Source organism: Butyricimonas sp. RTP31003st1_G1_RTP31003_210430, from assembly GCF_040920905.1.
GTDB lineage: Bacteria > Bacteroidota > Bacteroidia > Bacteroidales > Marinifilaceae > Butyricimonas > Butyricimonas paravirosa.
This window is the reverse complement of record NZ_JBCOSQ010000001.1, coordinates 100432-119805: the sequence shown is the minus strand read 5'-3', so window position 1 is coordinate 119805 and position 19374 is coordinate 100432. Positions and strand designations below refer to the sequence as shown.

Genomic DNA, 19374 nt, shown 5'->3' with positions numbered 1-19374 from the left:
GAACCTATGCACTGAAGTGGATTGATCAGGCGATAAAATCAAGTGACGATTCTCAAAAACAAAAACTACAAGATGAACGGGAACAAATCATCGAAAAAATGAATGAATTAAAACCATAAAATTCATATCGAATCTTTTCTAACAGGTTGTAAATTATTAGTTCTTGAAAATAGGTAGGTATTTACAACCTGTTTTAGTTTCCGGCTCTTCTGGACAAATAAATATTCCGACTATAAGCGATTAACCCGGTTGACTGCCCTAAAATTAACACGGGATCACGCCGATAGATAGCATAGGAAACGATGATCAGGGAACCAAAGAGGCTGATCACCCAAAAGCCTATTGGCAAAAGTGATTCATCTTTTCGCTTGGAGTAGATCCACTGGTAAACAAAACGCAGGGTGAAAATAATCTGTCCCATAGACCCGTAGATCAAGAGCCACAAAGGTATCTTTTCGTTCCGGAAGAACTGATCGACAAAAGCGCTTGCGTCTTTAAGCATGTATAAAATTGCCGCCACCGGGGTCAAAAGTAATAGTGTCCGGATAACAAACGGTAATTTCTTCCATTGATGTTTTTTGTCCAGATTCCAGATATAGATATAGTAAGATATGATTTGTCCCAGAATAATCGCGAAGTCATCCCTCAACCATCCATATACAAATAACAGGTAGGAACCCACGATACTCAGCTGCCAGAAAATAGCCGGAGAGATCACTTTTTTGGCCCGCTCCGATAAGATCCATTGTAAAAGAATCCGGGCAGAAAAAAACACCTGAGCAAGAAATCCTATAACATAAATCATTTTGTAAACTAAAAGTTTAAAGATAAAAACTAAAAGCTAGAAACTACATCTCAAGAATTCAAATTATTCTCGGCGACTTGATAGTTGATATACCTTTTTCTCATCCAGCGGTAAGCAAAACAATCTTTAAAAGGGCCGACCAAGCGATTGGCCAGATTATACTTAGACTTCCCGGCAATACGGGGAAAATGACGAACCGGAACCTGTTTCACTTGTCCTTCCTGCAATTGAATCAAAGCCGGTAGAAAACGGTGCATCCCCGTGAAGAAAGGAATTCTTTTGGCGTAATCCGTCCTTAAAACCTTCAGAGGACAACCTGTATCTTCAACCCCGTCATGCGTCATCATCCGGCGGAATCCATTCGCGATACGAGAAGACATATTCTTGACAAAACTATCTTTCCGTCCGGTACGGATGCCCATGACCATCTCGTATTGATCCACAAATTCCAACAATTTATTAAAATCCTGTGGAGTAGTCTGGAGGTCTGCATCAATGTAGCCGACCCATTTTGAAAAGCTATTATCGATTCCGGCTTTCATGGCAGCACTCAGTCCTCCGTTTCGAGCCAAATTCAAAAAGAAAAATGCCTCGTTACGCCCACAAACTTCCCGAATCAAACGTTCGCTATCATCTTTCGAACCGTCATTCACGAATAACACGCAAGAAGACACCTTCGCATCCTTTAAAAACTCTCCCAATTCTTTCTCTAACCTTAAGATATTCCCTTCTTCGTTATACACTGGAACAATGATAGTTAATTGATAGTTCGCGGTCTTATTCATCTGCCGAAAAATTTATATTATGAATTTAAATTATAGTTATAACAAAAATCACTAGCTTTGTTGTTACGTTTTTACGTGCAGGAACAACGTTTTTTTTCTGGTTTTTGTTATAAAATTTAAACGAACAAAGATATGCAATATAACCGAATTTTGTTAAAACTCAGTGGAGAATCTTTAATGGGCGAGCAAAAATATGGTATTGACACCCGGTGTCTGGAAAGCTATGCTCGCCAAATTCATGAAATCGCAGAGATGGGAATCCAGATCGGAATTGTCATCGGAGGTGGAAATATTTTTAGAGGACTGAGTGGCACAAATAAAGGTTTTGACCGGGTAAAAGGGGACAGCATGGGCATGTTGGCAACCGTTATCAATAGTTTGGCATTAAGCTCCGCCTTGGACAACGAAGGCTGTAAAAACAAGGTACTAACTGCCATTCGCATGGAACCCATCGGGGAATTTTACTCGAAAGCCAAAGCCATGGAATATTTGAAATCCGGACACGTGACGATTATCAGCGGGGGTACGGGAAATCCTTACTTCACGACAGACACGGCTAGTAGCTTACGGGCAATCGAAATCGAGGCAGACGCCATGTTTAAAGGCACCCGCGTAGACGGGATCTACACGGCAGACCCGGAAAAGGACCCTACGGCAACGAAATTTGACAAAATCACGTATGATGAAATATACAACCGGGGACTTAAAGTCATGGATTTGACGGCAACAACCATGTGTAAAGAAAATCATTTACCGATTATCGTGTTCAACATGGATCAGCCGGGCAACCTTAAAAAGGTCATTCAGGGAGAAAATATCGGAACAATCGTGTACTAATTGAAAATGGAGAATTAAGAAGACAAATTCCCCAATTGTTTTCAATAACTAATCATGAGTGAGGAAAAAAGAAATATACTAAACACTATAAATTCTCCCGATGATTTGAAAAAGGTCCCGGAAGACGACCTGATTCAATTATGCAAGGAACTGCGCGAGAAAATCATTGACGAGTGTTCGGAACACCCGGGGCATTTTGGCGCCGGGCTGGGAGTTGTCGAACTGACCGTCGCATTACACTACGTGTTTGATGCTCCTTACGATAATATTGTATGGGACGTCGGACATCAAGCCTACCCTCATAAAATTCTGACCGGGAGACGGGATAATTTCTCTACCAACCGACAATATAAAGGTCTCAGTGGTTTCCCGAAAAGAAGTGAAAGTAAATACGACGCTTTCGGAACGGGACATTCCTCGACCTCTATTTCTGCCGCCTTAGGTATGGCTGTTGCAGCAAAAATGAACGGGGAGGAAGACCGCCAATCGGTTGCCATCATCGGAGACGGAGCCATGACCGGGGGATTGGCTTTTGAAGGCTTGAATAATGCCGGTATAAACAACTCCAACTTGCTAGTCATTCTAAATGACAACAACATGGCCATCGACCCGAATGTAGGCGGGATGAACGAGTATTTGCTGGACATCACGACCTCAAAGACCTACAACAAGCTCAAGGAGGACATCTGGCATATTCTCGGTCGGATCAACAAAATCAGTCCGGGCGCCCGGAACTTTATCCAGAAAATAGATAACAGCATCAAATCGCTCATGTTACGCCAAAGTAACTTGTTCGAGGCTCTTGGTTTCCGGTACTTCGGTCCCGTGGACGGCCATGACGTGAACCACCTCATCAAGGTGCTGAGAGATTTGAAAGATATAAAAGGTCCTAAACTTTTGCATTGTATCACGGTCAAAGGAAAAGGATTCAAACAAGCGGAAATAGACCAGACAACCTGGCACGCCCCCGGAAAGTTCAACAAGGAAACCGGAGAGCTGATCAAGGAAAATAAACCTAACACACCTCCTAAGTTTCAGGACGTGTTCGGAAATACCATTTTGGAACTGGCACACACCAATTCCAAGATCGTGGGAATCACCCCTGCCATGCCCAGTGGATGCTCCTTGAATATCATGATGAAAGAGATGCCTGACCGTTGTTTTGACGTGGGAATCGCAGAACAACACGCCGTGACTTTCTCCGCCGGACTTGCGGCACAAGGGTACGTCCCGTTCTGTAACATCTACTCTTCATTCATGCAGCGCGCCTATGATCAAGTGATTCATGATGTGGCCCTTCAGAAACTGAACGTGGTTTTCTGCCTTGACCGGGGCGGACTGGTAGGAGCCGATGGGGCAACGCATCACGGGGCTTTCGACCTAGCAAGTTTCCGTTGCATTCCGAACATGACAATCGCCTCTCCTTTAAACGAGGAGGAATTACGTGATATGATGTACACGGCTCAATTACCGGATCAAGGACCATTCTCCATTCGCTACCCGCGGGGTAACGGAACCATGGTTGACTGGCGCACCCCGTTCAAAGAATTAACCATCGGTAAAGGCCGTTGCCTGATTGAGGGAAACGATATTGCCATTCTTTCCATCGGGGCCATCGGGAATGAGGCGTTGAAAGCCATACAAAAAACGACAGATCGTTCCGTAGCCTTCTACGATATGAGATTCCTCAAACCACTGGATGAAGAATTACTTCACGAGGTATTCCATAAATTCAAAAAAATCATTACCTTGGAAGACGGAACAATTGTTGGTGGGTTAGGAAGTGCGGTACTTGAATTTATGGCAGACCACGGCTATTCAGCAAAAATCGTGCGGCTGGGTATTCCCGATCATTTCGTGGAACACGGAACACAACAACAACTTTACCATGAATGTGGATATGATTGTGAATCCATTTATCAAACAATCTGTTCCATATAAACAACAGCAGACTTGACTATGAAAGAAGAGGCTTTATTACCAGACGTAAGCGAATGCATCAGTAAATTCAAGCTGACATTTAAAAACGTGACGGACTCGGAAATCGAGGCCCTGTTCGTGGATAATGCCATCAAATTCTATAAAAAAGGAGAATATATTTACAACGAAGGAGCCCGTATTAAAGGATGCTATTTCCTTTTCTCGGGTATCGTGAAAATCTTCCAGACCGGGGTAGCCGGAAAAGATCAGATCATTCGTTTCGGAAAAGAAGGCGACATTTTCGGATTCCGCTCGGTCATTCGCAACGAGGCCGCCTGCACTTCCGTGGAAACGATGTCCGATTGCATCTTGTGTTACATTCCCAATGCATCTTTGATGCACATGATCACCCACAGTCCCAGCTTTGCCTACGAGATGATGCAGATAGCCTGTAAAGAACTGGGTGATGCGAATCGATATATCCGGGAAATCGCACAAAAATCGGTGAAAGCCCGGTTGGCAGAAATCCTGTTATTGATCGCATCCGATTTCGGGGTAGAAGAAGACGGGACTTTAAAACTTAACGTTACCCGGGAAGATTTAAGTAACTTCGTAGGAACCGCAACAGAAACGCTAATTCGCCTACTTTCTGATTTAAAGAACGAAGGACTGGTTGAAGTGAAGGGGAGGAAAATTAAATTATTAAATCGAGACAAATTAAAAAAAATGGCAGATTGAATTAAAATCACTCAATATGTCTATATTTGTACAGGATAAATTTAAACTCAAATAACTTATGCCACAAATCTCAGAAAAAGGAATGGCGATGCCTTCTTCGCCCATCCGTAAACTCGTTCCGTTCGCGGACAAAGCTAAAGAAAGAGGTATCAAAGTATACCACTTGAACATCGGACAACCGGACATTCAGACTCCCGATGTTGCATTGCAGGCATTAAAAACCTGTAACGAAAAAGTGATCGAATACACTCACTCTGCAGGAAATATCTCTTACAGAAAAAAACTAGCCAAATATTACCAGAACATCGGTATCAATATCGATGAAAATAACATCATGATCACGACCGGAGGCTCTGAGGCCATCACGATCGCTTTCATGTCTACATTAAACCCGGGTGACGAAATTATTATCCCCGAACCATTCTACGCAAACTACACGGCTTTCGCTCTGATGTGCGGTGTAAAGGTAAAAACCGTTACTTCTTCTATCGAGAATAACTTTGCCCTGCCCCCGATCAGCGAAATCGAGAAAGTGATCACTCCCCGCACAAAAGGAATTGTGATCGTGAACCCGAATAACCCGACAGGCTATTTGTATTCCAAGGAAGAACTGGAGCAACTAGCTGTAATCGTGAAGAAACATGATTTGTACCTGTATGCAGACGAGGTATACCGTGAATTCTGTTATGACGGTTACAAACATTTCTCTACCATGCAATTGGCAGGTATCGAGCAAAACGTGATTTTGTTGGATTCCGTATCAAAGAGATATAGCGAATGTGGATTGCGCGTCGGTGCTTTGGTTACCCGCAACAAAGAGGTTATGGCGGCTGCCTTGAAATTCGGAATGGCCCGTCTGTGCGCCCCGGCAATCGGACAGATTGTTGCCGAAGCATCACTGGACACCCCGGCCGAATATTTCGAAAGCGTGTACAACGAGTATATCGAAAGACGTGATTTCATGGTAGAGGCCCTGAACAAAATGCCGGGAGTTGTTTGCCCGAAACCCAGAGGAGCTTTCTACGCCGTGGTAAAACTTCCCGTGGATGATGCCGATACTTTCGCAAAATGGTTACTGGAAGAGTTTGAATACAACAAACAAACCGTGATGGTCGCTCCGGCCAGCGGATTCTATTCAACCCCGGGACTTGGGAAAGATGAAGTTCGTATCGCTTACGTACTCAAAATCGAGGAATTGAAAGGTGCCATGGAAACATTAGCCAAAGCACTCGAAGTATATCCCGGAAGAGTATAATACAGCTGCAAGCTAAAAAATCCTGTGATTTAGCCATTGACCTTAATATCAAGAATGGCTAAATCACAGTTTTTTTATCCATATCCCAATGGATAATCCATATAAACTAGGGCTTTCTCCCCTCATTTTCAATTGTCAATTTTCAATTGTCAAATTTCTTATCTATCTTTGCTTCGTGATTTCTAATAACTAAAATTACGACATGACTTCGGATTCCCAATTTAACGCAATCAGACCCTATATCGGAGAAGAAATTCCGGCCGCCGTAGAGCGCCTGAGCCAAGCAGAAGAATTTCTGACACTTTTCTCCCAAATGACAAGGGTTGATAAAAGCAAAATACAAGAACAATTACAAGGCATCACGAGCAGAGAGCAATTTCAAGCTCAATTCTTTGGCCCGACGATTCAACGGTTGATCGCCGGAACGACCAAAGGAGTTACTGCCACCGGATTGGAATACATCGAGAAAGACAAGAGTTACCTTTTCGTATCCAACCACCGGGACATCATTTTGGACTCGGCTATACTTAACGTGCTACTGTGTGAACGAGGATGCCACTACTGCGAGGCAGCTATCGGGAGTAATTTATTAATCAATAAATGGGTTACCGACCTGGTTAAATTGGATGCTTGTTTCATCATTGAACGCGGATTACCGGTAAGAGACATGATTACCAGTGCCAACCTACGTTCTCATTATTTACGGGATGTCATTTATGAAAATAAAGATTCTGTCTGGATCGCACAAAAAGAAGGACGAACCAAAAATGGGGACGACCGGACACAACATAGTCTGTTGAAAATGTTCCGTATGAGCGGTCCCAAAGACTTCGTGGAAAACTTTAAAGAACTCCGGGTTGTTCCGGTTTCAATTTCCTACGAATGGGAACCTTGTGACGATCTGAAAACAGACGAATTGTATCAAAAGACCGTGGGCGAATACGTGAAAACCCCGGCAGCCGATATGCGAAGCATGCAACAAGGCTTATCCGGATTCAAAGGACGGGTACATTTTGCCATCACCCCTCCCATCGATCATGAACTAATTGAGATCGACGAGCAAGCCAACAATGGAGACCGGATTGCGGAACTAGCCGCATTCATGGATGCCCGTATTCAAGGAAACTTCAAATTGTGGCCGAATAATTATATCGCCTACGATTTACTTCATAGCACGAATAAATTCGCGTCTAAATACAATGACGAGGAAAAAGAAAACTTTATCCGTGTCATGGCTGAAAAGTTGGAAAAATTAGAAGGTAATCGTTCTATCTTGAATAATATCTTCCTTGAAATTTATGCCAACCCGGTTAAAAACTCAATTGAACACAATTATTCATCACCAGTATGCGAATAGCCAGATACTTATTAATTTTAGCCGCGTTCCTGATCATGATTTCCAGCGTACTCAGCATGTATCATGGTGGAGACCGCACGGCGGTATATGTAAACGTGGGAGCCATGGCTTCCCTAGCCGTAGCCGTTGGTATTCTGAATTTCAAAAACCCGCCTAAAAACAGAAGGTAATGTATAAGTTCAAGCGCAACATATACTTGGAAGATCGCACGATTGAAATGTGGTTTGGACTAACTAGTAAAAGTCGGGATCGGCATAGTAATTTTACCCTGTACCTTCTTACCGAAGGGCCGGACAGCCCGTTCAGTTACGCGGAACAAATCAAGAGTGGCATAAACTCCAAAAGTGAGGCGGAACGTTATGCCATTAAATATGCCAAAGACCTGTTGCATCAATTACTGGAACAGGAAAAAGCACCGAAAGACACGGCACCTTCTTCAGACGACGATTCCAATTTCGACGAAAGCCAGGAAACAAACGAACAGGCATAATATTCAAAATCAATAAACAATGGATAGAAAAGTACGAGTAAGATTTGCTCCCAGTCCTACCGGAGCCCTCCATCTAGGAGGTGTGAGAACAGCTCTTTTCAATTATTTATTTGCCCGTCATCACGGGGGTGATTTTTTATTACGAATTGAAGACACGGATCAAACCCGCTACGTTCCGGGTGCCGAAGAATATATTATCGAATCATTAAAATGGTGCGGCCTCACCGTCGATGAAGGTGTCGGCGTGGGAGGTGAATACGGCCCCTATCGTCAAAGCGAGCGGAAACCGCTTTACAAACAATACGCCCTACAACTCGTGGAATCAGGGAATGCTTACTATTCTTTTGACACCGCGGAAGAACTTAACGCACAACGGGCAGCCTGCGAGTCAAAAGGCGAAACATTCATGTACAACGCCATCAGCCGGAAGAACATGAAAAACTCGCTAACCATGAGTGCCGAAGAAGTGAAGACATTGTTGGATAGCGGGGCAAACTACGTGATCCGTTTCAAAATGCCTGAAAACGAGGATCTCTATTTACAAGATATTATTCGGGGTGAAGTACATTTCAACACCTCGTTACTTGATGATAAAGTTTTATTCAAGGCTGACGGGATGCCTACCTATCATCTGGCAAACATCGTTGATGACCACTTGATGAAAATATCCCACGTGATCCGCGGAGAAGAATGGTTACCCTCTCTCCCGCTACACGTGTTACTATATCGTGCTTTCGGTTGGGAAGACACCATGCCGGAGTTCGCTCACTTGCCGCTAATTCTGAAACCCGTGGGTAACGGAAAGTTAAGCAAACGTGACGGAAATAAAATGGGATTCCCGGTATTCCCGATGGAATTCACCGATCCCGAAACCGGAGAAAAATGGCACGGGTATAAAGAAGACGGTTATTTGCCGGAAGCCTTTATCAACATGCTGGCTCTACTGGGATGGAATCCCGGAACAGAGCAAGAAATCTTCACGTTACAGGAATTGTGCGACCAATTCTCGCTGGAACGCGTGAATAAATCCGGGGCTCGCTTTAATCCGGACAAGGCCAAATGGTTTAATCACAAATACCTGGTACAAAAAAGTGACGCGGAACTAGCCGTTCAGTTAAACGAATTCCTTGTAAAAGACGGGATTTCTTATGACATGGCAAAACTGGAAAAGATTTGTCGCCTTCTGAAAGAAAGAGCCAATTTTGTTGCGGACATCTACAACTCATCCCAGTACTTCTACCATGCCCCTCAGGCTTACGATGAGAAAGGCGTGAAGAAAAGTTGGAAAGAAGAAACTCCGGTACTTATGCAGGAGTTGATTGAGGTACTGGAAAAAGTGGCCGATTTCACCTCTCCAAATACGGAAGAGGCCGTGAAAGAGTGGGTTTCCGGAAAAGAAATCGGATTCGGAAAAATCATGAATCCTTTCCGGTTGGCTATTATTGGTTCTGCCGACGGCCCGCATATGTTTGATATTATCGAAATCTTAGGAAAAGAAGAAACTTTAACACGTCTTCACCGTATTATATCAACACTGAAATAACTCTGAAGACAATAACACAAAAAGTCAGAAAAGATCCACAGACCCTTTCTGGCTTTTTTGTCTACACAAAATAAACGATGGAACTATCTTGGGATAACGTATTACTTGCCTTTGCCCTCACCTTATTCGCCGGATTATCAACCGGTATCGGGAGTGCCATTGCCTTCCTCACCAAGAAAACCAACAAGAAATTCCTGTCCCTCTCCCTCGGATTCAGTGCAGGAGTGATGATTTATGTCTCATTCGTGGAAATATTCCCGACAGCCCAAGAGGCTTTGCGAGAAAGCTACTCCGAGAAAATAGCCGATGTTATCGTGGCCATTTCATTCTTTGCAGGGATGGGTCTGATTGCTATCATTGATAAACTCATTCCCTCGTATGAGAATCCGCACGAGGTGAAATCCGTGGAAAGCATGGATGCCAATCAACCGCATGACAAGAAGTTGATGCGCATGGGAATATTCTCGGCTCTCGCTATCGGGATTCACAATTTCCCGGAAGGATTAGCGACATTCATTGCTGGACTATCAAATCCTGAAATTGCCTACCCGATTGCCTTTGCCATCGCCATACACAATATCCCGGAAGGAATTGCCGTATCTGTTCCTATTTTCTTTGCTACCGGAAGTCGTAAGAAAGCATTCAAGCTATCCTTCCTCTCCGGCTTATCGGAACCCTTAGGAGCAATTATCGGGTTCTTCCTCATCTACACTTTTATCGGAATCAATTCTGTTATCCTAGGCGTCCTATTCGCACTCGTGGCTGGTATCATGGTTTTTATCTCACTGGATGAACTTTTGCCCACCGCCAAAGAATACGGGGCGCATCATCTATCCATTTACGGACTGGTCGCAGGCATGGCGCTGATGGCTTTCAGCTTGTTACTTTTCTAAAATATTAGCTAGCCCTTGTCTACCGATAGACCGGGACACAAAGACAACAACTTCATAGCATTTACATAGCAAGTACACTGGAGATTGTACTTGCTATGTTCATGCCATGTAGATGCTTGGTACTTGTCTTAGTCCATCCCTAGCTTACCCCCGGAGCAAACATGGACAAGCGTGTGGATATAACCTCTCCCAATTAGTATTTATTCCGATGCACCCGTTGCGGGTCAAACTTATCTTTCGCTTTCTGTGGGCCATCCGGGTAACCAATCGGAATCACGCAAAGAGGCACGATATTTTCCGGTAATCCCGTATTCTGGCGTACAACATCAATCCGATCCTCGTAAGGATAAGCTGCCGTCCACACGGCACCAAGTCCTAAAGCCTCCGCTGCCAACAATACATTCTGTGTTGCCGCAGAGCAATCCAGATACCAATAAGAAGAACGTGTCGTATCTCCACACACAACAATAGCCAACGGGGCATTTGTCAACATTTTAGCATAAGGTAATTTCGCAGCCATAGAATCAAGAGCCTCCCGATCCGTCACGACCACAAACTCCCACGGACGTCTGTCCATACCGGAAGGAGCCGCCATACCGGCTTTCACCATGGCATCGATCTTATCTTCCTCCACACTCTTATTCAAATACTTCCGAACACTTTTCCGTTCAGCTATATTTTCCAAAACAGCCTTTGACTTCAAAGTTGTTTCATCTTGTTTCTGATCTCCCATACACGATGTTTTTAAAATTACAATTGCTAATACTACGACAAGCAACAGGTAAAAGGTATTCCATTTCTTCATTTTCTTTCAATATTAATATAAAATTCATTCCCCCGAAGATACGAAAAAATGCTCTCCCCCTTATTTTTGAATTTATATAAAAAACATTTTTATTTGTAAACCGTATACCGGATTAAGGTTTGAATTAATTATTTTTGGCTAACTTTTTGTTGACAAAAAGAGTGAAGAGAGGGCTAGAAACAAACCATTTGACGCGTGACAATATAAACGAACACAAGTTATACACTATAATAACTATCAAATGAAAGCAGAAAAATATGTACTCGCACTAGACCAAGGAACAACCTCTTCCCGGGCCGTGCTATTCAATCATGATGGCAATATCGTTGCCATGGCTCAAAAACCGATCGAACAACATTATCCTCATCCGGCTTGGGTGGAACATGATCCGAATGAGATCTGGTACTCGCAATCATCCGTTGCGGCTGAGGCTGTTGCCAAAGCAAACCTTACAGGACTTGACATTGCTTGTATCGGGATCACGAATCAACGTGAAACCACCATCGTATGGGATCGGGAGACGTCCCTTCCCGTTTACCGTGCAATCGTGTGGCAAGACCGACGTACAGCCGATATTTGCCGGGAATTACAAGAAAACGGATATACCGATATGATCCGGGAGAAAACGGGTTTGATCATTGACGCCTATTTTTCCGCCACCAAAATCAAATGGATTCTTGACAACATCGAAGGAGTACGGGAAAGAGCCGAAAAAGGAAAACTATGTTTTGGAACCGTTGATAGCTGGCTAGTTTGGAAATTCACTCACGGACGAGTACACGTTACCGATGTCAGCAACGCATCGCGTACCATGCTTTTCAACATACATACCCAGAAATGGGATAAAGAACTTCTTGATCTGTTCAACATCCCTGAATCCATGTTACCGGAAGTAAAAAGTAGTAGCGAAATTTATTCAGAAACGGCGACGACCTTATTTTCAACTAAAATTCCAATAGCGGGAATCGCGGGAGACCAACAAGCCGCCCTATTCGGCCAACTCTGTATCGAACCGGGTATGACGAAAACCACCTACGGGACAGGATGTTTCATGGTGATGAACACCGGAAACGAAGTGATTACTTCCGAAAATAACTTGCTGAGTACGATTGCATGGAAGATTGGAGATTCTGTAACTTATGCCCTAGAAGGAAGTGTTTTCGTGGGAGGTGCCGCCATACAATGGCTACGTGATGGTATCAATTTGATCCAAAGTGCAAGCCAAAGTGAAACGCTGGCGACTTCTGTACCGGATAACGGCGGAGTCTACTTCGTCCCTGCCCTCACGGGTATGGGAGCCCCATACTGGGATCAATATGCCCGAGGTGCCATGCTGGGTCTTACGAGAGGGACAACCCCCGCACACATTACCCGGGCCACACTTGAAGGCATAGCTTTCCAAGTCTACGACATTCTGAAAGCTATGGAACATGACACGAAACGTACCTCTCCGGAGATGCGGGTAGATGGTGGAGCCGTGGCCAATAACTTCCTGATGCAATTCCAAAGTGACATTTGCCGGGAAACCGTGATCCGTCCGAAGATTCTTGAAACAACAGCCCTGGGAGCCGCATATCTGGCCGGACTAGCTACCGGATACTGGCGGGACACGGAAGAATTACGCCAACAATGGAGTATCGATCGGGAATTTACCCCTATTGACACAGAGGAACACGTGAACGCTATGCTCCATAAATGGCATAGAGCTGTTGAGCGCGCAAGAGCCTGGGAAGAACTGGGTGAAGAATAATACTTTTAGTTTTTAACTTTAAACCTTTAGCTCATTATGTCACCTTTTATCGCAGAGCTACTTGGAACAATGGTCATGATCCTTTTGGGGGACGGCGTAGTAGCCAACGTCGTGCTAAAAAAAACCAAAGGATTCCAAGCCGGATGGATCACCATCACCACGGCTTGGGCGCTCGCCGTATTTACAGGAGTTGTGATCGCCGGCCCTTATAGTGGCGCTCATCTAAATCCTGCCATCACGATAGGTTTTGCCATCGCCGAGAAATTCCCGTGGGCCAGCGTGGGGCCTTACATCATCGCCCAAATGCTAGGTGCTGCACTGGGAGCTTTTTTGGTATGGATTATCTATTACGATCATTTTAAAGCCACGGAAGATGCCGGAGCGAAGTTGGGCGTGTTCTGTACGGCTCCTGAAATTCGCCATGACATCGTGAACTTCGGATGCGAGCTGATTGCCACGTTCGTGCTTATGTTCTCCGTCTTTTATATTACCGGGGCAGAACTCATGTCAGACGTGGACTCAACCATCCCGATCGGACTCGGTTCCATCGGAGCCATTCCCGTATCATTCATTGTTTGGGTCATCGGTCTTTCCCTAGGTGGAGTCACCGGCTATGCCATCAATCCTGCCCGGGATCTTGGACCGAGAATCATGCACGCCATCCTGCCCATTCCGGGTAAAGGCGGTAGCGGCTGGGATTACGCGTGGATTCCCGTTGCGGGGCCATTAGCGGGATCGCTTGTTGCTGCACTTCTGTATATCAGTTTATAAAGTCACAAGGTTCATAAAGTTTATAACGTACAACATACTAAAACTTTATGAACCTTATTCCTCCACCAGATCTTCGGGATCCATCGAACCGTAGCGTTCTGCAATTTGGTCAAACACATCCCACAACTCTTCAATAGTAGGAGCTTGTAACATTTGAATCCGCAAGTCCCGGAAATGAGGCAAGCCTTTAAACATACAGGCCATGTGTCGCCGCATGTGGAACAAACCTCTCACCTCATCCAACCATTCCATGGATAACAGAATCTGTTTCTTGATGATCTCTATCTGGGCCGGAACCGACAATTCCGGTAATATCTCTCCCGTGGCCAAATAATGCTTGATTTGCTCGAAAATCCAAGGCTTCCCGATCGTGGCACGCCCGATCATCACCCCGTCAACGCCATAACGTTCAAAAGCTTCTTTCACCTTCTGTGGTGAATCTATATCCCCGTTCCCGATAATCGGGATCTTAATACGAGGATTTTGTTTTACCCGGGCAATCGGTTCCCAGTCCGCCTCTCCTTTATACATCTGCGAGCGGGTCCGCCCGTGAATGGCCAACGCACTGATCCCGACATCCTGCAAGCGCTCCGCCACGTCATCAATGATAATATTCTCGCAATCCCATCCCAAACGGGTCTTTGCCGTCACCGGAATTTTCACCGCCTGCACGATCTGTTTGGCCATCTCCACCATCAAAGGAACATCCCGGAGCATTCCTGCCCCCGCCCCTTTGGCGGCCACCCGTTTCACCGGACAACCGAAATTTATATCTATAAAATCGGGCTGAACCTCTTCAACTATTTTTGCCGCCTCAACCATGGAATCAATAAACCGTCCATAAATCTGTATCGTCACCGGACGTTCATTCTCTTCTATCGTCAACTTCTTAACCGTCTTGTTAATAGAACGCACCAATGCATCCGCCGACACGAATTCCGAATAGAGCCAGTCGGCCCCATAGCGTTTACAGAATTTCCGGAAAGGGGGATTGGTAACCTCTTCCATCGGGGCCAGAATCAACGGCCGATCTCCTACATCTTTTCCTCCGACAATCATCTTCAATTAAATAAGTTTTGCCACAAAAATAATAATTTCTATCTTTAACTCACGAAATAAAGAGAATGGATATGTCGATACTTAAAATTATACTTATCGGAATCCTCTGTCTGGCTCCGGAAAAAGACGGTTGGGTGAGAATAAACGGGGATAACTATATCTCGTTCTCGTTCCCCAGTCGCGGAGAACGCTTTAAGAAAGAGGTAAACAATATGCGGTCATGGATATTCCAGACCAAAAATATTACCTGTGTGTTCGGAGCCGTTTGTACCCAGCTCACCAAAGAAAAAGGCGTGCTGGACGAGTACACGATCAACCAGCTATACATCTCCATGAAAAAAGAATCTGTCTCCATGCCCACGGCAAAACTCACCGGGGAGAAAAGGATTCCCGACGTGGACATGGACATCCGGGAAATATCTTACACCATCATGAAAGACGGGGAAGAAATGACGTATTTCAAACGATTTATCTTCCGGGACAATTGCATGTACCAACTCACGATAGGCGGGAAAACTGAAGACTTGGAAGAACTCGAAAGCCAGAGAGACAAGTTTTTCAACTCTGTCAAATTTGATCAAAACACGCGTAAATAAACAGCTTACAATATAATATCATGAAAAGTATTATTATCACCTTGACCTTATTATGCAGCTTTTCCTTTTTTTCTCAGGCAGAAAAAACGAATCAAGCCGATACCATAAAGAACATACATCTTCAGGAAAAACGAGAAAAAGGAGAAGTCTGGAAAACGCAAGTGCTAAGTGATCCTCTCCATAGTAGGGTATATCAACGCAGCCAGAATCCGCGTTTCCGGGGACACTGGAGTGGTTTCAACCTAGGCTTTGCCGATTTCTCTGTTAGTAATGAACAATTGGATGGAGCCGGAGATTATTTAGATTTGGAACGTAAAAATTCGCTCGTCATGCAATTCAACATGTTCCAGTATAGCATGCGCCTCAACAAGCTAAACAATATCGGTTTAGTTACCGGTTTGGGATTAGAGTATCAACGTTTCCGCTTTGCTAACAAAAATAGCATCGAACGAGGTGACGGCGGACAAATCTACCCGATGGAAGTTGAAAACGTCAAAAAGAGTTCTTTCAAGAACCTTTACCTGACCGTACCCCTTATCTTCGAATGGCAATTCCCGGCCAAGAAATACCAACGTGCCTACGTGGCGGCCGGAGTGATGGGCGGTTTAAGATTGCATACCAAAACAAAAGTCGTTTACAAGAACGAAAACGGTGATACCCGTCGCATGAAAAATTCCGGTAATTATAGTATGAACCCGGTAAAAGCAGATGCCGTGGTTCGTGTCGGATATTACAAACTGGCATTATGGGGAAGTTACACTCTTACGAACATGATGGAAAAGAACAAAGCCCCCGAAATCCACCCGTACACAATCGGGTTTGGGGTAAATTTCTAAGTTTAATATAAGAAAAAGTCATTTTTCAAACTCCCTCCCGGCTTCGCCGTATTGAGCCCGGAAACCGGTCTCGAACCAGCTCTTGCTCGGCAATTCGGAAGCAAGTTTCCCCATTGCTCTCGCTTACTCGCTGGTTTCCCTCTATAAACAGAGGGAGAGTTGAAATACCCCCTGTCTTCGGGAAGAGTCACCAGCACCTCCTCTGTTTATAGAGGAGGTGGCACGAAGTGACGGAGGAGTTTTTGAAATTAAATGACTTTTTGAACTGCCCCTTTTTACTTACCCCCGAAAATCATTTCCAGTTCCTTATCCAACTCCCTGGAATCCCCCAAGTAGCGCCCCACAATCCTCCCCTCCTGATCAATGAGTACCTTCGTCGGGAAAGTAGTTACGGAAAATAACCTCACCACATCACACCCTTCCTGCCCTTCATTATTCAATATCTGGGCCCATGTCATCTTATCTTCCTCAATTACTTTTAGCCAATTATCCCGAAATTTCATATCATTCTCCTGCGCCACATTGATAAAATACACCCCCTTGGGTGCATACTTCTCATGTAATTCCACTAGATGCGGATGAGATCGACGACACGGAATACACCATGTCCCCCAAAAGTCGATAAGAACATATTTCCCCTTCAAATCAGACAAACGAATGGTATTCCCTTCTTTATCTACCTTCGAAAAATCCGGAGCAGGCTGTCCCGGTAATGATTTTTTAGTCATGGCAATCTGTTCTGACGTACTCTTCCCCATCTCCGTGTTTCTCACCCTTTCACTTAAATTCAGAAACAATTGTTCATATTTTTCAAAAGGCAGAGACGTACGGACACCGGGTAACAAATGAAGTGATACATAGCTATCCGGATTCAACGGGATAAATTCGTACTCCATTTGTTGACACGCTTCCCGAATGGCACTGATTTCTTGTTTTAATGGCTCCTTATCCACATCTTCCGAAGAATACAACACCCGCATCAGTTCCCATTTCTTTCGTTCCAACGGCCCCTTTTTGCCCCACAGCCGCATATAGTCCTCATTCACTTTTCCCCCGTCAATTCGAGCAATAGGCCATCTCTCTCCATCAAACTGCACACGAATCCTTTGCCCCATTTCTGCAAAAAAGTTAATAGAAGGAGATGGAATAATTCCATCTCCATAAGTAATTCTCTGCGCAGGATCATCATTAATAATAGACACTAACGTGTATTCCGGCGCAGAAATCTCAACCTCTCCCTTACCATTCTTTAAAGGTACTTTTTCCCCCTTGAACTCCCGGCCTGCCATCCACACGATCCGAACAGTATCAAGCGGGTAATTCTCTGCCGTGATGATCACTTTCGTTTTGTCATTCGAGACACAACCCGTTACCATTCCCACGACTATCCAAAATAGAAAAATGACTATTTTTTTCATCTGAACGATTTTAGTAATTAATTACTACCCGTATCATGGATTTTGCTCCCACCCCGGATTAAATTCCATCACATATTCCGGAATACGCACGGTCAACCGGTTCTCTGTAAGGGTATAAGTTTTCCCATCAAAGGTTCTTGTTTTCTCGATCAAGGCACTCCCCACCGGATCATTCCATAAACGCCGCATATCAAGCCAACGATGTCCTGTTGCAACAAACTCCTTTATTCTCTCCTCCAACACCCACCTTAAAATAACCTGTGAATCAGAAGATGACAATTCTGTATAAGTTGCAGGAGTGAGACGATTCTCCCTCAATTCATTAAGATACTTCAACGCTTCGGTCGTCCGGTTACTTCGCGCATAACACTCGGCTATCATCAAATAGATGTCAGGCATCGAAATACCCGTGTTCGAATAATGCCCCTCCTTAATCACCCGATCAGGCTCATCCGCATCCGTCCCTATTTTACTAAGCATCAATTCCTTCCTTCTGTCCCCATCAGCGGGAAACAAACTCATCAGATGATTCGATGCCAACACGGCAATACCTCCGGGATAAAGAGAACCTTTCGTGGGATCGAACATATATTCATTGATCATCACATCTTCCACGTCAGCGACCGGATTATAAACCGAGGGTAACCCGGATGGGTCGTAAGGTGAAGGTGTTGCATTCTCATAATTAAAAAGAGCATAGCTATAATTAAACCGGGAAGTTGTCGTCGCCAGTAGTTCAAAGAAATTCTCCAACTTGGTCAAAGCACGCCCGTACTCATTCATGTGATAAAGCACCTTTGCTTTTAACCCGATAACATTCAACCCCGCAGCCTGATAGCGGGATGCCTTTGTCGGGTGGGGCGGCAAATACTTGATAGCAGAATCCAAATCACTGATGATAAAGTTGTACACTTCCCGAACAGGCGTTCTCTCCCGTTTGGTTTCCGTCACGTCATTCTTCTGAATAACAGGTATTCCGGGATCATTCTCATTAGCCAAAGCATAAGGTTTCGCATAAACACTGACAAGATTGAAATAAGTCAAAGCCCTGTACGCTCTCGCCTCTGCCTCGATCACCAATAAATTCCCCATCGCCTCGTTTGGCACATTCCTCACTTCGTCAACAATTTTATTGAATGTGTAAATCATCCCATATTGCTGGTTCCAATGTGTGTTACTCATCGTCTGGTCGTATATCTCATCGCTCCATAGATATGCCCTCCGGAACTGTTCATTCCCGGACCAGCTATTGTAGAAACTCTTAGACCAGTAAACATCATCCCCCATAACGGCAAGAATCGGGTTCGCATTATATTTCAGATAAAACGGATAAAGCATATTTTCGTAATCCTCAATAAAGGTAGGAATCGACACGCTTGATGAAGGTGCAACATCCAGAAAGTCATCACACCCGGCAGAAAAAAACATCACCACCACGGACACCAGACAAATGAATGTTTTATGACATTGTTCCGTCAAGATGCTCCATTTATTTATTATTGTATTATATCTCATA

The 19374-nt window shown here is 44.5% G+C and carries 19 protein-coding genes; 13 read left to right on the top strand and 6 right to left on the bottom strand.

Going from position 1 to position 19374, the window contains the following annotated elements; translation table 11 throughout:
* Positions 1 to 193 precede the first annotated feature (193 nt).
* Together AB5542_RS00455 and AB5542_RS00450 are read right to left on the bottom strand one after the other, a co-directional pair.
* Positions 194 to 805 (bottom strand): lipid-A-disaccharide synthase N-terminal domain-containing protein, encoded by a 612-nt coding sequence (locus tag AB5542_RS00455; RefSeq protein WP_087419205.1) that lies wholly within the window; start codon positions 803 to 805, stop codon positions 194 to 196.
* Positions 806 to 855: 50 nt separating this feature from the next.
* Positions 856 to 1590, bottom strand: coding sequence for a glycosyltransferase (locus tag AB5542_RS00450; RefSeq protein WP_087419206.1), 735 nt, complete (start codon positions 1588 to 1590; stop codon positions 856 to 858).
* Between the two features lie 132 nt (positions 1591 to 1722).
* Between AB5542_RS00450 and pyrH the strand changes: the two genes are divergently transcribed.
* From pyrH to zupT, 9 genes are all read left to right on the top strand, one after another.
* On the top strand, positions 1723 to 2427 hold the full coding sequence (gene pyrH, locus AB5542_RS00445) for a UMP kinase (protein ID WP_288215006.1): 705 nt from the start codon (positions 1723 to 1725) through the stop codon (positions 2425 to 2427).
* A gap of 54 nt (positions 2428 to 2481) precedes the next feature.
* A complete protein-coding gene (gene dxs / locus AB5542_RS00440; RefSeq protein ID WP_288215005.1) occupies positions 2482 to 4368 on the top strand; it encodes a 1-deoxy-D-xylulose-5-phosphate synthase in 1887 nt (628 codons plus the stop codon).
* A gap of 18 nt (positions 4369 to 4386) precedes the next feature.
* Entirely contained in the window at positions 4387 to 5085 is a 699-nt protein-coding gene (locus tag AB5542_RS00435) for a Crp/Fnr family transcriptional regulator (RefSeq protein WP_087419209.1), read from the top strand.
* 58 nt (positions 5086 to 5143) lie between these two features.
* Positions 5144 to 6340, top strand: a complete 1197-nt coding sequence (locus tag AB5542_RS00430) for a pyridoxal phosphate-dependent aminotransferase (RefSeq protein WP_087419210.1) — start codon at positions 5144 to 5146, stop codon at positions 6338 to 6340.
* Between the two features lie 202 nt (positions 6341 to 6542).
* A complete protein-coding gene (locus AB5542_RS00425) occupies positions 6543 to 7697 on the top strand; it encodes a 1-acyl-sn-glycerol-3-phosphate acyltransferase (RefSeq protein WP_124315882.1) in 1155 nt (384 codons plus the stop codon).
* Positions 7688 to 7867 (top strand): hypothetical protein, encoded by a 180-nt coding sequence (locus AB5542_RS00420; RefSeq protein WP_027200763.1) that lies wholly within the window; start codon positions 7688 to 7690, stop codon positions 7865 to 7867. The genes AB5542_RS00425 and AB5542_RS00420 overlap by 10 nt, the downstream gene beginning before the upstream one ends.
* Positions 7867 to 8187, top strand: coding sequence for a hypothetical protein (locus AB5542_RS00415; protein WP_288215004.1), 321 nt, complete (start codon positions 7867 to 7869; stop codon positions 8185 to 8187). The genes AB5542_RS00420 and AB5542_RS00415 overlap by 1 nt, the downstream gene beginning before the upstream one ends.
* A gap of 19 nt (positions 8188 to 8206) precedes the next feature.
* On the top strand, positions 8207 to 9730 hold the full coding sequence (gene gltX, locus AB5542_RS00410) for a glutamate--tRNA ligase (RefSeq protein ID WP_087419213.1): 1524 nt from the start codon (positions 8207 to 8209) through the stop codon (positions 9728 to 9730).
* A 77-nt stretch (positions 9731 to 9807) separates the two neighbouring features.
* On the top strand, positions 9808 to 10623 hold the full coding sequence (gene zupT, locus AB5542_RS00405) for a zinc transporter ZupT (protein ID WP_118305251.1): 816 nt from the start codon (positions 9808 to 9810) through the stop codon (positions 10621 to 10623).
* Positions 10624 to 10816: 193 nt separating this feature from the next.
* Here the strand turns inward: zupT and AB5542_RS00400 are convergent, their stop codons facing one another.
* The gene (locus AB5542_RS00400; RefSeq protein ID WP_279038623.1) at positions 10817 to 11428 is read right to left on the bottom strand and encodes a nitroreductase family protein; all 612 of its coding nucleotides are present in this window, start codon (positions 11426 to 11428) and stop codon (positions 10817 to 10819) included.
* A 241-nt stretch (positions 11429 to 11669) separates the two neighbouring features.
* Here AB5542_RS00400 and glpK point away from each other — a divergent pair, with 241 nt between their 5' ends.
* Both glpK and AB5542_RS00390 read left to right on the top strand, forming a co-directional pair.
* Positions 11670 to 13178 carry a glycerol kinase GlpK gene (gene glpK, locus AB5542_RS00395; RefSeq protein ID WP_087419216.1) on the top strand — a complete coding sequence of 503 codons (1509 nt, stop codon included), beginning with the start codon at positions 11670 to 11672 and terminating at the stop codon, positions 13176 to 13178.
* 36 nt (positions 13179 to 13214) lie between these two features.
* Complete coding sequence (locus tag AB5542_RS00390) at positions 13215 to 13949, top strand: MIP/aquaporin family protein (protein ID WP_279038624.1); 735 nt, start codon at positions 13215 to 13217, stop codon at positions 13947 to 13949.
* A 54-nt stretch (positions 13950 to 14003) separates the two neighbouring features.
* Here AB5542_RS00390 and dusB read toward each other — a convergent pair whose 3' ends face one another.
* On the bottom strand, positions 14004 to 15008 hold the full coding sequence (dusB, locus tag AB5542_RS00385; RefSeq protein ID WP_279038650.1) for a tRNA dihydrouridine synthase DusB: 1005 nt from the start codon (positions 15006 to 15008) through the stop codon (positions 14004 to 14006).
* Positions 15009 to 15079: 71 nt separating this feature from the next.
* On the opposite strand from dusB, the gene AB5542_RS00380 reads away from it, so the two are divergent.
* Positions 15080 to 15604, top strand: a complete 525-nt coding sequence (locus AB5542_RS00380) for a hypothetical protein (RefSeq protein WP_147344494.1) — start codon at positions 15080 to 15082, stop codon at positions 15602 to 15604.
* Positions 15605 to 15624: 20 nt separating this feature from the next.
* Entirely contained in the window at positions 15625 to 16440 is an 816-nt protein-coding gene (locus tag AB5542_RS00375; protein ID WP_279038625.1) for an outer membrane beta-barrel protein, read from the top strand.
* Positions 16441 to 16715: 275 nt separating this feature from the next.
* Here AB5542_RS00375 and AB5542_RS00370 read toward each other — a convergent pair whose 3' ends face one another.
* Together AB5542_RS00370 and AB5542_RS00365 are read right to left on the bottom strand one after the other, a co-directional pair.
* A complete protein-coding gene (locus AB5542_RS00370; protein WP_279038626.1) occupies positions 16716 to 17858 on the bottom strand; it encodes a TlpA family protein disulfide reductase in 1143 nt (380 codons plus the stop codon).
* A gap of 33 nt (positions 17859 to 17891) precedes the next feature.
* Positions 17892 to 19373, bottom strand: a complete 1482-nt coding sequence (locus AB5542_RS00365; RefSeq protein WP_279038627.1) for a RagB/SusD family nutrient uptake outer membrane protein — start codon at positions 19371 to 19373, stop codon at positions 17892 to 17894.
* Position 19374: the final 1 nt, after the last annotated feature.

Coding starts and splice junctions, on each gene's coding strand:
- AB5542_RS00455 (WP_087419205.1), bottom strand. CDS start 805: ATGATTTATGTTATAGGATTTCTTGCTCAGGTGTTTTTTTCTGCCCGG.
- AB5542_RS00450 (WP_087419206.1), bottom strand. CDS start 1,590: ATGAATAAGACCGCGAACTATCAATTAACTATCATTGTTCCAGTGTAT.
- pyrH (WP_288215006.1), top strand. CDS start 1,723: ATGCAATATAACCGAATTTTGTTAAAACTCAGTGGAGAATCTTTAATG.
- dxs (WP_288215005.1), top strand. CDS start 2,482: ATGAGTGAGGAAAAAAGAAATATACTAAACACTATAAATTCTCCCGAT.
- AB5542_RS00435 (WP_087419209.1), top strand. CDS start 4,387: ATGAAAGAAGAGGCTTTATTACCAGACGTAAGCGAATGCATCAGTAAA.
- AB5542_RS00430 (WP_087419210.1), top strand. CDS start 5,144: ATGCCACAAATCTCAGAAAAAGGAATGGCGATGCCTTCTTCGCCCATC.
- AB5542_RS00425 (WP_124315882.1), top strand. CDS start 6,543: ATGACTTCGGATTCCCAATTTAACGCAATCAGACCCTATATCGGAGAA.
- AB5542_RS00420 (WP_027200763.1), top strand. CDS start 7,688: ATGCGAATAGCCAGATACTTATTAATTTTAGCCGCGTTCCTGATCATG.
- AB5542_RS00415 (WP_288215004.1), top strand. CDS start 7,867: ATGTATAAGTTCAAGCGCAACATATACTTGGAAGATCGCACGATTGAA.
- gltX (WP_087419213.1), top strand. CDS start 8,207: ATGGATAGAAAAGTACGAGTAAGATTTGCTCCCAGTCCTACCGGAGCC.
- zupT (WP_118305251.1), top strand. CDS start 9,808: ATGGAACTATCTTGGGATAACGTATTACTTGCCTTTGCCCTCACCTTA.
- AB5542_RS00400 (WP_279038623.1), bottom strand. CDS start 11,428: ATGAAGAAATGGAATACCTTTTACCTGTTGCTTGTCGTAGTATTAGCA.
- glpK (WP_087419216.1), top strand. CDS start 11,670: ATGAAAGCAGAAAAATATGTACTCGCACTAGACCAAGGAACAACCTCT.
- AB5542_RS00390 (WP_279038624.1), top strand. CDS start 13,215: ATGTCACCTTTTATCGCAGAGCTACTTGGAACAATGGTCATGATCCTT.
- dusB (WP_279038650.1), bottom strand. CDS start 15,008: ATGATTGTCGGAGGAAAAGATGTAGGAGATCGGCCGTTGATTCTGGCC.
- AB5542_RS00380 (WP_147344494.1), top strand. CDS start 15,080: ATGTCGATACTTAAAATTATACTTATCGGAATCCTCTGTCTGGCTCCG.
- AB5542_RS00375 (WP_279038625.1), top strand. CDS start 15,625: ATGAAAAGTATTATTATCACCTTGACCTTATTATGCAGCTTTTCCTTT.
- AB5542_RS00370 (WP_279038626.1), bottom strand. CDS start 17,858: ATGAAAAAAATAGTCATTTTTCTATTTTGGATAGTCGTGGGAATGGTA.
- AB5542_RS00365 (WP_279038627.1), bottom strand. CDS start 19,373: ATGAGATATAATACAATAATAAATAAATGGAGCATCTTGACGGAACAA.